At 73.3% G+C, this 14,482-nt stretch carries 12 protein-coding genes; 4 read left to right on the top strand and 8 right to left on the bottom strand.

Annotated elements, in window-relative coordinates; translation table 11 throughout:
- Positions 1-24: 24 nt before the first annotated feature.
- The 5 genes from pgl to tkt are packed head-to-tail and all read right to left on the bottom strand — an operon-like array spanning position 25 to position 6,581.
- Entirely contained in the window at positions 25-786 is a 762-nt protein-coding gene (gene pgl, locus ABGB06_RS20115; protein WP_347591288.1) for a 6-phosphogluconolactonase, read from the bottom strand.
- Entirely contained in the window at positions 783-1,790 is a 1,008-nt protein-coding gene (gene opcA, locus ABGB06_RS20110) for a glucose-6-phosphate dehydrogenase assembly protein OpcA (RefSeq protein ID WP_347591286.1), read from the bottom strand. The genes pgl and opcA overlap by 4 nt, the downstream gene beginning before the upstream one ends.
- Positions 1,787-3,340: a glucose-6-phosphate dehydrogenase gene (gene zwf / locus ABGB06_RS20105; RefSeq protein ID WP_347591284.1), complete on the bottom strand. Its 1,554-nt coding sequence runs from the start codon at positions 3,338-3,340 to the stop codon at positions 1,787-1,789. Before zwf ends, opcA begins: the two co-directional genes overlap by 4 nt.
- On the bottom strand, positions 3,337-4,461 hold the full coding sequence (gene tal / locus ABGB06_RS20100; protein WP_347591282.1) for a transaldolase: 1,125 nt from the start codon (positions 4,459-4,461) through the stop codon (positions 3,337-3,339). Before tal ends, zwf begins: the two co-directional genes overlap by 4 nt.
- Positions 4,462-4,496: 35 nt before the next feature.
- On the bottom strand, positions 4,497-6,581 hold the full coding sequence (gene tkt, locus ABGB06_RS20095) for a transketolase (RefSeq protein WP_347591280.1): 2,085 nt from the start codon (positions 6,579-6,581) through the stop codon (positions 4,497-4,499).
- Positions 6,582-6,968: 387 nt separating this feature from the next.
- Here tkt and ABGB06_RS20090 point away from each other — a divergent pair, with 387 nt between their 5' ends.
- Both ABGB06_RS20090 and ABGB06_RS20085 read left to right on the top strand, forming a co-directional pair.
- A complete protein-coding gene (locus ABGB06_RS20090; protein WP_347591278.1) occupies positions 6,969-7,922 on the top strand; it encodes a heme o synthase in 954 nt (317 codons plus the stop codon).
- A gap of 541 nt (positions 7,923-8,463) precedes the next feature.
- Positions 8,464-8,874 (top strand): hypothetical protein, encoded by a 411-nt coding sequence (locus ABGB06_RS20085; RefSeq protein WP_347591276.1) that lies wholly within the window; start codon positions 8,464-8,466, stop codon positions 8,872-8,874.
- A gap of 198 nt (positions 8,875-9,072) precedes the next feature.
- Here the strand turns inward: ABGB06_RS20085 and ABGB06_RS20080 are convergent, their stop codons facing one another.
- From ABGB06_RS20080 to ABGB06_RS20070, 3 genes are all read right to left on the bottom strand, one after another.
- Positions 9,073-10,077, bottom strand: coding sequence for a COX15/CtaA family protein (locus ABGB06_RS20080; RefSeq protein WP_347591274.1), 1,005 nt, complete (start codon positions 10,075-10,077; stop codon positions 9,073-9,075).
- Between the two features lie 67 nt (positions 10,078-10,144).
- Positions 10,145-10,861, bottom strand: coding sequence for an ABC transporter permease (locus ABGB06_RS20075; protein ID WP_347591607.1), 717 nt, complete (start codon positions 10,859-10,861; stop codon positions 10,145-10,147).
- A gap of 188 nt (positions 10,862-11,049) precedes the next feature.
- On the bottom strand, positions 11,050-11,982 hold the full coding sequence (locus ABGB06_RS20070) for an ABC transporter ATP-binding protein (protein WP_347591272.1): 933 nt from the start codon (positions 11,980-11,982) through the stop codon (positions 11,050-11,052).
- Between the two features lie 190 nt (positions 11,983-12,172).
- Here ABGB06_RS20070 and ABGB06_RS20065 point away from each other — a divergent pair, with 190 nt between their 5' ends.
- Both ABGB06_RS20065 and sufB read left to right on the top strand, forming a co-directional pair.
- Positions 12,173-12,949 carry a helix-turn-helix domain-containing protein gene (locus ABGB06_RS20065; RefSeq protein ID WP_347591605.1) on the top strand — a complete coding sequence of 259 codons (777 nt, stop codon included), beginning with the start codon at positions 12,173-12,175 and terminating at the stop codon, positions 12,947-12,949.
- On the top strand, positions 12,946-14,367 hold the full coding sequence (gene sufB, locus ABGB06_RS20060; protein ID WP_347591270.1) for a Fe-S cluster assembly protein SufB: 1,422 nt from the start codon (positions 12,946-12,948) through the stop codon (positions 14,365-14,367). Before ABGB06_RS20065 ends, sufB begins: the two co-directional genes overlap by 4 nt.
- The last annotated feature ends 115 nt before the right edge of the window (positions 14,368-14,482 follow it).

Below are 14,482 nucleotides of genomic sequence, written 5' to 3'. Positions count from 1 at the left end.
CGGCCACCGGCCCCGCCCGGAGGGCTACGCCGTGGCCGGGGGGTAGAGGTTCGGGGGGAGGTCGGCGGCCGCGGCGTGGTCGAGGAGCCAGAGGGTGCGGGTCAGGCCGCGCGCGCCGGCGGCGGGGGTCTGCACCTCGCCCGCGCCGGAGAGCGCCAGAGCCGCGGCCCGCGCCTTGTCCGCGCCGGCCGCCAGCAGCCACACCTCGGCGGCCGTGCGGATCGCGGGCAGCGTGAGCGTGAGCCGGGTCGGCGGCGGCTTCGGCGCGCCGTGCACGGCGACGGCGAGCCGCTCGCGCTCGTACAGCGCCGGGTGCTCGGGGAACAGCGACGCGACGTGCGTGTCGGGCCCGACGCCCAGCAGCAGGATGTCGAACGGGTCGGGCGCCGCGGCCAGCTCCGCCGCGTAGGCCGCGGCGGCGGCCTCCGGGTCGGCGCCGTGCGCCCCGTCGGAGGGCGGCATCACGTGCACCCGGGCCGGGTCGAGCGGCACCGCGTCCAGCAGGGCCCGGCGGGCCTGCGTGTGGTTGCGCTCCGGGTCGCCGTCCGGCAGGAAGCGCTCGTCGCCCCACCAGACGTCGAGGCGGCGCCAGTCGACCGCGTCCCGGGCCGGGGAGTCGGCGAGCGCGGCGAGCAGCCCGTTGCCGTTGCGGCCGCCGGTCAGCACCACCGAGGCGGAGCCGCGGGCGGCCTGGGCGTCCACCAGTCTGGTGATCAGCCTGGCCGCCGCGGCCCGCGCCATCAGCTCCGCGTCGCGGTGCACCACCAGCTGCGGGGTGGACGTCACGAGCCCGCGTCCGCCGCGCGGCTCGCGTCGGCCCGGGAGGTGCCGGGCGGCTCGCCCGGCTCCCGCGGGGTCGCCGGCGGGTCGCCGAGCTTGCCGACACCGTGCCGCACCGCCTCCGCGTACGCCTCGTCCGGGTCGAGGCGCCGCAGCTCCTCGGCGATCAGCTCCGCCGTGGTGCGCCGGTGCAGCGCCACCTGCCGGTCCGGCTGCCCCGGCACCGCCAGGATGGCCAGCGAGCCGTCGGGCCGGTCCAGGCAGATCAGCCCGTCCGTGGTGGCCAGCCGGACCGCGGTGATCCCGGGGCCGGGCGAGACGCTGCGCTCCACCGGCACCGCCAGCCGCTGGGCGAGCCACATTCCGAGCAGCTCGGTGCTCGGGTTGAACTCCTCGCCCTCCACGCTGGCGCCGGTGATCGCCGCGTGCTTCTGGTCGAGCGCCGCCGCCAGCACGCTGCGCCACGGGGTGATCCGCGTCCACGCCAAATCGGTGTCGCCCGGCGCGTACACGTCGGCGCGCGAGCCGAGCGCGACCACCGGGTCCTCGGCCGACGCCGCGTCGGTGATGCGCCGCTGCCCCAGCGCGCCCAGCGGGTCGTCGGACGGGTGCCGGGGCGCCTCGTTCGGCCACCAGACGACGACCGGCGCGTCCGGCAGCAGCAGCGGCAGCACCACGCTGTGCGGGTGCCCGGACAGCTCGCCGTGCAGCCGCAGCAGCACCGTCTCGCCGTTGCCGGTCTCGCCGCCGACCCGGACCTCGGCGTCGAGCCGCGCGGCCGCCTTCTCCCGCGGCGAGCGGCCGGGGCGACCGATCACCACCAGGATCCGTGCCGGATGCTCCTTGGACGCCTCGCTGGCCGCCCTCAGCGCGTCGTAGTGGTTCCCCTCGTCGGTGACGATGACGAGCGTGAGCACCATGCCGACGGCCGGCGTGCCGGTCGCCCTGCGGGCCCGCACCAGCGCCGCGTTGATCTGGCTGGACGTGGTGTCCGTGAGGTCGATGTTCATGGCCGCCGCCAGCTCCGTCCGTCGCGTGCCAGCATCTCGTCCGCCGCCTTCGGCCCCCAGGTGCCCGCGGTGTACGGCTCGGGGCGGCCGTGGCTCGCCCAGAACTCCTCGACCGGGTCGAGGATCTCCCAGGAGCGCTCGACCTCCTGGTGGCGCGGGAAGAGGTTGGCGTCGCCCAGCAGCACGTCGAGCAGCAGCCGCTCGTACGCCTCGGGGCTGGACTCGGTGAAGGACTCGCCGTAGGCGAAGTCCATGGTCACGTCCCTGATCTCCATCTGGGTGCCGGGCACCTTGGAGCCGAACCTGACCGTCACGCCCTCGTCCGGCTGCACCCGGATCACCAGGGCGTTGTGGCCGAGTTCCTGGGTGTCGGTGGCGTCGAACGGGGAGTACGGCGCGCGCTGGAAGACCACCGCGATCTCGGTCACCCGGCGGCCGAGCCGCTTGCCGGTGCGCAGGTAGAACGGCACCCCGGCCCAGCGCCGGTTGTCGATCTCCAGGCGCAGCGCCGCGTAGGTGTCGGTCGTGGAGTCGGGGTCGATGCCCTCCTCCTGCAGGTAGCCGACGACCTTCTCGCCGCCCTGCCACCCGGCCGCGTACTGGCCGCGCACGGTGTGCCTGGCCAGGTCGGCGGGGAGCCGGGCGGCCCTGAGCACCTTGAGCTTCTCGGTGACCAGCGCGTCCGCGTCGAACGACACCGGCTCCTCCATGGCGGTCAGCGCCAGCAACTGGAGCAGGTGGTTCTGGATCACGTCGCGGGCCGAGCCGATGCCGTCGTAGTACCCGGCCCGGCCGCCGATGCCGATGTCCTCGGCCATCGTGATCTGCACGTGGTCGACGTAGCTGCGGTTCCAGATCGGCTCGTACATGGTGTTGGCGAAGCGCAGCGCCAGGATGTTCTGGACCGTCTCCTTGCCCAGGTAGTGGTCGATCCGGAAGACCTCGTCCGGCGGAAAGACCTCGTGCACGATGTTGTTCAACTCCTGCGCGGAGCGCAGGTCGTGCCCGAACGGCTTCTCGATGACGGCGCGCCGCCAGCTGTCGCCGTGCGCCTCGGACAGCCCGTGCTTCCTCAGCTGCCGGACCACGGTCGGGAAGAACTTCGGCGGCACGGACAGGTAGAACGCGAAGTTCCCGCCGGTGCCGCGCTCCTTGTCGAGCTGCTCGATGGTGGAGCGCAGCGTGGTGAACGCGTCGTCGTCGTCGAAGACGCCCGGCACGAAGCGCATCCCGTCGGCGAGCTGGCGCCACACCTCCTCGCGGAACGGCGTGCGCGCGTGCGCCTTCACGGAGTCGTGCACCACCTGCGTGAAGTCCTCGTCGGCCCAGTCCCGGCGGGCGAAGCCGACCAGCGAGAAGCCGGGCGGCAGCAGGCCGCGGTTGGACAGGTCGTACACCGCCGGCATCAGCTTCTTGCGTGACAGGTCGCCGGTGACCCCGAAGATGACCAGTCCGGACGGCCCCGCGATCCGCGGCAGCCGCCGGTCCTGCGCGTCGCGGAGGGGGTTCCGCCACGACGCGCCGGACCGCGTGCGGTCGGCGGAGCTCACGGCGTCCCCGACTCCTCGCCCAGTCGCTTCAGCTCGGCCTCGGTGGAGGCCAGCAGGTCGGTCCAGGCGGTCTCGAACTTCTCCACGCCCTCGTCCTCCAGCAGCTGGACGACCTCGTCGTAGGAGATGCCGAGCTCCGCCAGGGCGGCCAGGTCGGCGCGGGCCTGCTCGTAGCGCCCGCGGACCGTGTCGCCGGTGACCTCGCCGTGGTCCTCGGTCGCCCGGAGCGTCGGTTCCGGCATGGTGTTGACCGTGCCGGGGGCCACCAGCTCCGTGACGTAGAGCGTGTCCGGGTAGGCCGGGTCCTTCACCCCGGTCGACGCCCACAGCGGGCGCTGCGGGTTGGCCCCGGCGCGGGACAGCGCCTGCCAGCGGTCGTCGGCCACGACCGCCTCGTACGCCTCGTACGCCAGGCGGGCGTTGGCCACCGCCGCCCGGCCGCGCAGCGCGGTGGCCTGTTCGGTGCCCAGCTCGCCGAGGCGCTTGTCGATCTCCGTGTCCACCCGGGAGACGAAGAACGAGGCCACCGAGTGGATGCCGGACAGGTCGAGGCCCTTGGCCCTGGCCTGCTCCAGCCCGGCCTGGTAGGCGTCCATCACCTCGCGGTACCGCTCCAGCGAGAAGATCAACGTGACGTTGACGCTGATACCCCGGGCGATGGTCTCGGTGATCGCGGGCAGCCCGGCGCGGGTGGCCGGGATCTTGATGAACAGGTTCGGGCGGTCCACCAGCCAGGCCAGCTGCCTGGCCTCGGCGACGGTCGCCCGGGTGTCGTGCGCCAGGCGGGGGTCGACCTCGATGGAGACCCGTCCGTCCAGTCCGCCGGTGGCCTCGTACACCGGGCGCAGCACGTCGGCCGCGTCCCGGACGTCGGCGGTGGTGATCATCCGCACCGCCTCCTCGACGGTGAGCCTGCGGGCCGCGAGGTCGGCCAGCTGCTGCTCGTAGCCCTCGCCCTGCGAGATGGCCTTCTGGAAGATCGCCGGGTTGGTGGTCACGCCCACGACGTGCTGCTGGTCGAGCAGTTCGCCGAGGTCGCCGGACGTGATGCGCTTGCGCGACAGGTCGTCCAGCCAGATCGCGACTCCCTCTGCGGTGAGGCGCTTGAGTGCGTCGGTCATGGCAATCGCATCTCCTGCTAGCTCGTATGAAGGATTCAGCGCTCGGCGGCGGTCAGGGATTCCCGCGCGGCCTGGGCCACGGCCTCGGGAGTCAGGCCGAACTCTCGGTACAACGTCTGGTAGTCGGCCGAGGCGCCGAAGTGCTCCAGCGAGACCACCCGACCGGCGTCGCCCACGTAGCGGTGCCAGGTCATGCCGATCCCGGCCTCCACCGCGACCCTGGCGCGGACCGCCGGCGGCAGCACCGCGTCCCGGTAGGCGCGGTCCTGCTCCTCGAACCACTCCACGCACGGCATGGACACCACCCGGGTGGGGATGCCCGCGGCCTGCAGCTCGGCGCGGGCCGCCACGGCGAGTTGTACCTCGGAGCCGGTGCCGATGAGCACCACCTTCGGGGCGCCGCCCTCGGCCTCGGTGTGCACGTAGCCGCCCTTGGCGGCGTCCTCGTTGGCCTCGTAGGTCGGGACGTTCTGCCGGGTCAGGGCGAGGCCGTGCGGGGCGGGCGCGGTGCTGTGCCGCCGCAGGATCTCGCGCCAGGCGATGGTCGTCTCGTTGGCGTCCGCCGGGCGCACCATGTTCAGGCCCGGAATGGCCCGCAGCGCGGAGAGGTGCTCCACCGGCTGGTGGGTGGGGCCGTCCTCGCCGAGGCCGATGGAGTCGTGCGTCCACACGTAGGTGACCGGCAGCCGCATCAGCGCGGCCAGCCGCACCGCCGGGCGCATGTAGTCGGAGAACACCAGGAAGGTGCCGCCGTAGACGCGGGTGTTGCCGTGCAGCGCCACGCCGTTCATGGCCGAGCCCATGGCGTGCTCGCGGATGCCGAAGTGGACGGTCCGGCCGTACGGGTCGGCGGTGGGCATCGGGTTGCCGGCCGGGAGGAACGAGGAGCCCGCGTCGATGGTGGTGTTGTTCGAGCCCGCGAGGTCGGCCGAGCCGCCCCACAGCTCGGGCACCACCGCGCCGAGGTCCTTCAGCACCTGTCCCGAGGCCTTCCTGGTGGCCACGGAGCCGCCGGTCTCGAAGACCGGCAGCGCCTTCTCCCAACCCTCCGGCAGCATCCCGGAGCGGATCCGGTCGAACTCCGCGGCCCGCGCCGGGTTGGCCTGGCGCCACTGGGCCAGCCGCTTGTCCCATTCGGCCTGGGCGGCGGTGCCGCGCTCCACGGCCCGACGGACGTGGGCCAGCACCGCCTCCTCGACCTCGAAGTGCCGCTCCGGATCGAAGCCCAGCACCTCCTTGGTGGCGGCCACCTCGGCCGCGCCCAGCGCCGAACCGTGGGCGGCCTCGGTGTTCCGGGCGTTCGGCGCCGGCCAGGCGATGATCGAGCGGGCGGCGATGATGGAGGGCCGGCCGGTCTCCGCCCGGGCGGCCTGGAACGCCTCGAACAGCGTCCGCGGGTCCAGGTCGCCGTCCTCCTTCGGCGCCACCCGCTGCACGTGCCAGCCGTAGGACTCGTAGCGGCGCAGCACGTCCTCGGAGAACGACACCTCGGTGTCACCCTCGATGGAGATGTGGTTGTCGTCGTAGAGCAGCACCAGATTGCCCAGCTTCTGGTGGCCGGCGAGCGAGGCGGCCTCGCTGGAGACACCCTCCTGGAGGCAGCCGTCGCCGGCGAACACCCAGACCGTGTGGTCGAACGGGGACGCGCCGGGCTCGGCGTCCGGGTCGAACAGGCCGCGCTCGTACCGGGCGGCCATGGCCATGCCCACGGCGTTGCCGATGCCCTGGCCGAGCGGCCCGGTGGTGGTCTCGACCCCGACGGTGTGGCCGTGCTCGGGGTGGCCGGGGGTCCGCGAACCCCAGGTGCGGAACGACTTCAGGTCGTCCAGCTCCAGGCCGTAACCGGCCAGGTAGAGCTGGATGTAGAGCGTGAGGCTGCTGTGTCCGACGGACAGCACGAAGCGGTCCCGCCCCGTCCAGTCGGGGTCTGCGGGACTGTGTCGCAGCAGCTTCTGGAACAGCAGGTAGGCGGCGGGCGCCAGGCTCATGGCCGTGCCGGGGTGCCCGTTCCCCACCTTCTGAACGGCGTCCATGGCGAGGACCCGGGCCGTGTCGACGGCCCGATCGTCCAGGTCGGTCCAGTCGAGTCGAGAGTCTGAGGTGGTCGGCATGCTGCTCACCCTGCGTCAGGGCTCCTCTCCGCGTTGCACGAGGCCGGTGGTGACAGGGGATGCCTGGTGGCTGGGCCTGTCCTGGTGCGTCCGGGTGGATCCGGACGGATCCGGGCGGACGCGGGTGGACACGCCCTGGCCTGACCACGCTGGCAGGCTCACCGGGCCGCCATCGAGCCTACCCCCGGGGGCCGGGGCGTCCCCCGGAGCCGTGCCGTGCGTGGACGGCCACCGGCCACGGGGCGGCTGCTCAGCGGGGACCCGGCGACAACCGGCGTATCTCGGGCGTCTAGAGTTACCGGGAAACGCGCGAGCTCCCACCAGCCGGTTCGCCCGGCCGGAGCCCGCCAGCATGCCTGCGGCGCCAGCCGCTGACCACGCAGAGCAGGGGTGTCCGTGACGGCCGTCGAATCCCGTCCCGCGGCAGAGTCCGGTTCGGAACTCGGTCCGAGGGCCGGCCAGTGGACTCGTCGCGACCGCGTTCTGGCGTTCGTCGCGCTGACCAAGCCGCGGATCATCGAACTGCTGCTGATCACGACCGTGCCGGTGATGTTCCTGGCGGAACAGGGCGTGCCCGACCTCTGGCTGGTGCTCGCCACCTGCCTGGGCGGCTACCTGTCGGCCGGCGGCGCGAACGCGCTGAACATGTACTACGACCGGGACATCGACGCGCGGATGCACCGCACGTCCAACCGCCCGCTGGTCACCGGCGTGGTGCGGCCCGGCGAGTGCCTGGCGTTCGGCCTCTCGCTGGCCGTGGTGTCCACCCTGTGGTTCGGACTCACCGTGAACTGGGCGTCCGCCGGGCTGGCGCTCGGCGCGCTGCTGTTCTACGTGGTCGTGTACACCATGTGGCTGAAGCGACGCACCGCGCAGAACATCGTCTGGGGCGGGATCGCCGGCTGCATGCCGGTGCTCATCGGCTGGTCCTCGGTGACCGGCGAGCTGTCCTGGGCGGCGCTCGTCCTCTTCCTGGTGATCTTCTTCTGGACGCCGCCGCACTACTGGCCGTTGTCGATGAAGGTGAAGGACGACTACGCGCGGGTGGGCGTGCCGATGCTGCCGGTGGTCGCGACCAACACGGTGGTGGCCCGGCAGGTGGTGCTGTACAGCTGGGTGATGGTCGCGGTGTCCCTGGCCCTGTGGCCGCTCGGCTACGTCGGCTGGTTCTACCCGCTGGTGGCCGGGCTCGCGGGTGCGTGGTGGCTCCGCGAGGCGCACGCGCTGCTGTCGCGCGCCCGGGCGGGGTTGACCGGCTCGAAGCTCAAGGAGATGCGGCTCTTCCACTGGTCGATCAGCTACGTGTCGCTGGTCTTCCTGGCGGTCGCGATCGACCCGTTCCTGCGGTAGCGCTTTTCGCTTGCCGCTTTTGGCTTGCCGCGTACGGGTTGCCGCGCAGGGGTGCCTGTCGCGCCGGTGGGTGTGCGCGCCGCCGAGACGCCGTGCGTTCGCCGGCGTCGCCGGCTCCCCGGCTCTGCCCGCGGTGCCGCACTCCCGCCACGGGAGCCCGTCGACCGGCGTCGGCGTCGGGCGCCTGCCGCTTGGGGCGTGGCCGGTCCGCGAGGTGCCGTGAGGTTCGGGGGCGCGGCGGGGTCCGGGTCGCGGCCGGTGACGCGGGGCGCGGCCAGTCGCTGATCGTCTGGGCCATCGCCGAGGGGCGGGCCGCCGCCCGCGGCGTGGACCGGTTCCTGTTCGGCGGCGAGTCGTCGCTGCCCTACCCGATCCGACCGACCGACCGGGCGCGCCGGGGGCGGTGGTGTCGTCCCGCGCCGGCGGCGGGCGCACTTGCGCACGTTCCGTCCGGAACTGTCCGGGACTCGGGGAGCCGTTCGTCGCAGGCTCGTGTCCGCTGCTTATTACCGCAGAGTAGGTAACTCTGTACCATGCCGCCATGGCGGAGAACACTGAGGCGGAGAGTGCGGCGACGGAGCCCGAGGGTCCGGCGGCCGCTCCGGAGGGGGACCGGGCGGAGCGGCGGCGGGTGGCGCGGTTCACGCGTCGGATGCGGGCCTTCGCGGCGGCCCACGGCGGCGCGGCGGAGGGACAGATCGCCTATCTGGGCGCCAGGGGCCACCGGCTGGTGCTGGTCGGCGCGGACGGCGGCTGGGGCGACGTCGTGGCGCCGGACCGGGAGTCCCTCGTCCGGGCGGCGGAGACCGCCGGCGTCACCCTGCGCGACACCCTGGACGGCGACCTGGCGGCCCGGCTGCGCACCGGCCCCTACGAGTGGCGCCGCATGGCCGGCATCCAGCTCGGAGGAGGCCGCCCCGCGGCCGGAGACCCGGACCCCGCGGCTCCCTGACGCCCGGGAGAGCCGCCGCGTGGTCGCCGACGGCCGGTCCGGCCACGCTGTGCCGCCGGCCGCGGAGGCCGGTACGGTGCCTCGCCCGGCCGTCGTGGCCGACGCAGGCGGCTGGCGTGCCGGTTCGGCGTCGCGGGGTGCGGGCGCGTATGCCGCCCGCACCTGTGACGGGCGGGCCCCCGGGAACCCGGGAAGGGATCAGGTGGTGGCCGTGACCCGGGGGGCGGGGGTCGCGGCGGTCGCTTCGGCGTCGGGGTGCCGGTCCTCGGGCGGCGTCGCCGGTCCCCGTTCGCGGGTGGCGAGCAGCACGCGGAGGACCGCGATCCAGACCAGCGTGGCGCCGAACAGGTGGAAGCCGACCAGCAGCTCCGGCTCGTCCAGGGCGTACTGCGCGTAGCCGATCGCGCCCTGCGCCAGCAGCACCAGCAGCAGGTCGCGCAGCCGGGCCCGCGGGGCCGGCGGGGCGTCCATCAGTCGCAGACCGGCCCACAGCGCGACCGTGCCGAGCACCACGGCCCAGGCGAGCCCCGAGTGCACCCGGGTGATCGTGTCCCAGTCGAACGGCATCCGCTCGATGTCCTCGCTGGCGTCCCCGGCGTGCTGGCCGCTGCCGGTCACCGCCGTGCCGACCACCACCAGCGCGCCGGACAGCGCGGTCAGGCCGAGCACCCCGCGGCGCATCGTGCTGCCGATCAGCGGCCGGGGCGGGGCGTCGCCCTCCCGGGAGCGCACCCACCCCAGCGTGGTCGTGGTCAGCAGCGCCATGGCCGCGAGGAAGTGCGCGGCGACGACGTACGGGTTGAGGCCGGTGAGGACCGTGATCCCGCCGACCACCCCGTTGCTCGCCACCACCCAGAACTGGGCCCAGCCGAGCCGGGTCAGCGACCGGCGGCGCGGCTTGGCGCAGCGCGCGGCGACGATGAACCAGCCGACCGCGGCGGACACCACGTAGGCCATCAGCCGGTTGCCGAACTCGATGAACCCGTGCAGGCCCATCTCGGGGGTGGCGACCAGGCTGTCGTCGCTGCACTTGGGCCACGTGTCGCAGCCGAGGCCGGACTCGGTGAGCCGCACCGCGCCGCCGGTGACCACGATGAGGACGCTCATGGCGAGCGCCGCCAGCGCCGCCCGGCGCACGGTGCGCGGCTGCGGCGTCCAGCGCGTGGCGAGGTAGGCGAGGGGGTTTCGCAGGGCGGTCAGCACCCGCTCATGGTAGGCCCCCGCTTGTGCGTCTTTTCACGAGGGCCGTCACGACGGGCCGTGCCGGGAGTCATTCCCAGCGGAAGAACCGGGCCGCGGCGGCCAGGCCCAGCACCGCCCAGGCCGCCAGCACCCCGGCGTCCGCCCAGGCCATCGCGGCGCCGTGCTGCAGCACGGCGCGCAGGCCGTCCGTCAGGGCGCCGAGCGGCAGCAGCTCCAACACCACCCGAACGGGCTCGGGGAAGTCGCTCAGCGGGACGATCACGCCGCCGCCGAAGAGCAGCAGCACGAACACCAGGTTGGCCGCGGCCAGCGTCGCCTCGGCCCGCAGCGTGCCCGCCATCAGCAGCCCGAGGCCCGAACAGGCCGCCGCGCCCAGCAGCATCAGCGCCGCCACGGCCAGCGCGTTGCCCTGCGGCGACCAGCCCAGGGCGAGCGCCACCCCGACCAGCAGCGCCGTCTGCAGCGCGATGGTGACCAGCACCGCCGCGGTCTTCCCGCACAGCAGCGCCCAGCGGGGGAGCGGCGAGGCGCCCAGCCGCTTGAGCACGCCGTACCGCCGCTCGAAGCCGGTGGCGATGGCCTGGCCGGTGAACGCGGTGGACAGCACGGCGAGCGCCAGCACGCCGGGGGCCAGGAAGTCCACCGGCTCGGCGGCGCCGGTGTCCACGATGTCGAGCGTGCCGAAGAGCACCAGCAGCAGCGTCGGGATGACCATCGTCAGCAGCAGCTGCTCGCCGTGCCGGAGCAGCATCCTGGTCTCCAGCGCCGCCTGCGCGGCGATCATCCGGCGCAGCGGCGCGGCTCCGGGGCTCGGCGCGAACCGCCCGTGCTCCCGCTGCCTGGGCACCCGGTCGTCCGCCGGCCCGGCCGGTGGCGCGTCGTCCGGGTCTCCGGCGGCCCCGCCGTATCCGCGGGAGACGGTGTGGGCGGTCGCCGCGTCGATCTCGGCGTCGCGATTGAAGGCCGTGGTCATCAGCGCAGCTCCCTGCCGGTCAGCTCCAGGAAGACGTCCTCGAGCGAGTGACGCCGGGTGGTGATCCGGTCCGCCAGCACACCGTGCTGGGCGCACCAGGCGGTGACGGTGGCCAGCAGCCGGGGCCCGACGTCGCCGGTGACCCGGTAGTGGCCCGGGGTCGGCTCGGCGGCGTCGCTGCCCTGCGGCAGCGCGGCGCGCAGTGAGGCCAGGTCGAGGCCGGCCCGTCCGGAGAAGCGCAGCACGTCGCCCCGTCCGCCGCGGCTGAGCTCCGCCGGGCTGCCGCTGGCGATCACCCGGCCGGCGTCGATGATGGCGACCTGGTCGGCCAGCTCCTCGGCCTCGTCCATCAGATGTGTGGTGAGCACCACGCTCACGCCGTCCGCGCGCAGCTCTCTGATCAGCTCCCAGGCCGCGCGTCTGGCCTGCGGGTCGAGGCCGGCGGTGGGCTCGTCGAGGAAGACCAGCTCGGGGCGGCCGACCACGGCCATGGCGAGGCCGAGGCGCTGCTTCTGGCCGCCGGACAGCCGCCGGTAGGGCGTGCGGCCGCAGCGGCCGAGGCCGAGCCGCTCGACGAGCATCGCCGGATCCAGCGGGTGGGCGTACAGCCGGGCCATGTGGCGCAGCATCTCGGTGGCCCGCGCGCCGGGATATCCCCCGCCGCCCTGCAGCATCACGCCGATCCGCGGGCGGAGCGCGGCGCCCTGGGCGGCCGGGTCCAGGCCGAGCACCCGCAGCCGGCCGGCGTCCGGCACCCGATACCCTTCGCAGGACTCGATGGTGGTGGTCTTGCCCGCGCCGTTCGGCCCCAGGACGGCGGTGACGGAGCCGCGGTCGATCGTGAGGTCGAGGCCGTCCACCGCGGTCGTCCGGCCGTAGCGTTTGACCAGGCCAACGGCTTCTACGGCCGGTCCGGCCTGCGTGTTTCCCATGAGGACAAGTCTAGGAAGGCCGACTGACAGTCCGGGCACGGCCCGGCGTCTCCCGCTGACTCCCACGGAACTTAGGCTCGCCTTACGTGATGCATCGCATTCCCGCCGGTCAGGACGCGGCTTGCTCGCGTCGTTGGAATTAAGCAACAATGGCGTTGTGAAAAACGGGCGGGAGCGGCTTGAGACGCCGGTGGCCGATGGTGCCACCGGTGGTTCTGGTCTGTCCGCCGGCCCGGAGGAGCAGCACGGCACGCGGCAGCGCGTGGCGCGTTCCATTCTCGACCACGGCCCGTCCACCGCGGGTGAGCTGGCCGCCCGGCTGGGGCTGACCCAGCCGGCGGTGCGGCGGCACCTGGACGCGCTCGTGGCCGAGGGCGTCGTGGAGCCCCGCGAGAAGCGGGTGTACGGCGCGCGTGGCCGGGGTCGCCCGGCGAAGGTCTTCGCGCTGACGGACTGCGGCCGGGACGCCTTCGACCACGCGTACGACGAGCTGGCCGTGGAGGCGCTGCGCTGGATCGAGCGCGGTGCCGGCGGCGGTGAGCCCGGCGCGGCGGCCGTGCTGGCGTTCGCCCGGGCCAAGGCCGCCGCCCAGGCCGAGCAGTACCGTCCGCTCGTGGAGCGGGCCGCCAGGGAGGACCGCACCCGGGCGCTGGCCGAGGCCCTCTCGCAGCACGGGTACGCGGCCACGGCGCGGGCCGCGCCGACCGCGGCGGGTCAGCAGCTGTGCCAGCACCACTGCCCGGTGGCGCACGCGGCGGAGCGCTTCCCGCAGCTGTGCGAGGCGGAGACCGAGGCGTTCTCCGACCTGCTCGGCACGCATGTGCAGCGGCTGGCGACCATCGCGCACGGGGACGGCGTCTGCACGACGTTCGTCCCGGAGCCCGCTCCCGAACCCGTCGCCACGACGACCACGCACCACCCCAAGACCACCGCAACAGCACGTAACGCCGGGAGGAACCCCGCATGACGCTCCCCACGGAGACTGCCCACCCCGAGCTGGAAGGGCTGGGCACCTACGAGTACGGCTGGGCCGACTCCGACACCGCGGGTGCCGCGGCCAGGCGCGGCCTGTCCGAGGAGGTCGTCCGCGACATCTCGGCGAAGAAGTCCGAGCCGGACTGGATGCTGAAGCTGCGGCTGAAGGGCCACAAGCTGTTCGGCAAGAAGCCGATGCCCACCTGGGGCGCGCACCTGGGCGACATCGACTTCGACAACATCAAGTACTTCGTGCGGTCCACCGAGAAGCAGGCCCAGACGTGGGAGGACCTGCCCGAGGACATCAAGAACACGTACGACCGGCTGGGCATCCCGGAGGCCGAGAAGCAGCGGCTGGTCGCCGGCGTCGCCGCGCAGTACGAGTCCGAGGTCGTCTACCACAAGATCCGCGAGGACCTGGAGTCCCAGGGCGTCATCTTCCTGGACACCGACACCGGTCTGCGGGAGCACCCGGAGCTGTTCCAGGAGTACTTCGGCACCGTGATCCCGACCGGCGACAACAAGTTCGCCGCGCTGAACACCGCGGTCTGGTCCGGCGGCTCCTTCATCTACGTGCCGAAGGGCGTGCACGTGGAGATCCCGCTCCAGGCGTACTTCCGCATCAACACGGAGAACATGGGCCAGTTCGAGCGGACCCTGATCATCGTCGACGAGGGCGCCTACGTGCACTACGTCGAGGGCTGCACCGCGCCGATCTACCAGTCGGACTCGCTGCACTCGGCGGTCGTCGAGATCATCGTCAAGAAGAACGCCCGCTGCCGGTACACGACCATCCAGAACTGGTCGAACAACGTCTACAACCTGGTGACCAAGCGGGCCGTGGCCTACGAGGGCGCCACCATGGAGTGGATCGACGGCAACATCGGCTCCAAGGTGACCATGAAGTACCCGGCGGTCTACCTGATGGGCGAGCACGCCAGGGGCGAGACGCTGTCCATCGCCTTCGCGGGCGAGGGCCAGCACCAGGACGCCGGCGCCAAGATGGTGCACATGGCGCCCAACACCTCCTCCAACATCGTCTCCAAGTCGGTGGCGCGGAGCGGCGGACGCACCTCGTACCGCGGTCTGATCGAGATCGGCGAGGGCGCCGAGGGCTCCAAGTCCAACGTGCTGTGCGACGCGCTGCTGGTGGACACCATCTCGCGCTCTGACACCTACCCGTACGTCGACGTCCGCGAGGACGACGTGACCATGGGCCACGAGGCGACCGTCTCCAAGGTCAGCGACGACCAGCTGTTCTACCTGATGTCCCGCGGCATGTCCGAGGACGAGGCGATGGCGATGATCGTGCGCGGCTTCGTCGAGCCGATCGCCAAGGAACTCCCGATGGAGTACGCGCTGGAGCTGAACCGCCTGATCGAGCTGCAGATGGAGGGCGCCGTCGGCTGACCGCCGACGGCCGGCGACGGGCCGGGCGGGCACTCCCGTCCGGAACGCCCGCCGGGAACGCCCGACCACGAGACCTTCACGACCAAGAGACCAGAGAGTGAGCACGACGAGACCC

Source organism: Streptomyces sp. B6B3, from assembly GCF_039871525.1.
Classification (GTDB): Bacteria; Actinomycetota; Actinomycetes; order Streptomycetales; family Streptomycetaceae; genus Streptomyces.
The sequence above is the reverse complement of the archived record's forward strand: the minus strand, read 5'-3'. Positions and strand labels throughout refer to the sequence as shown.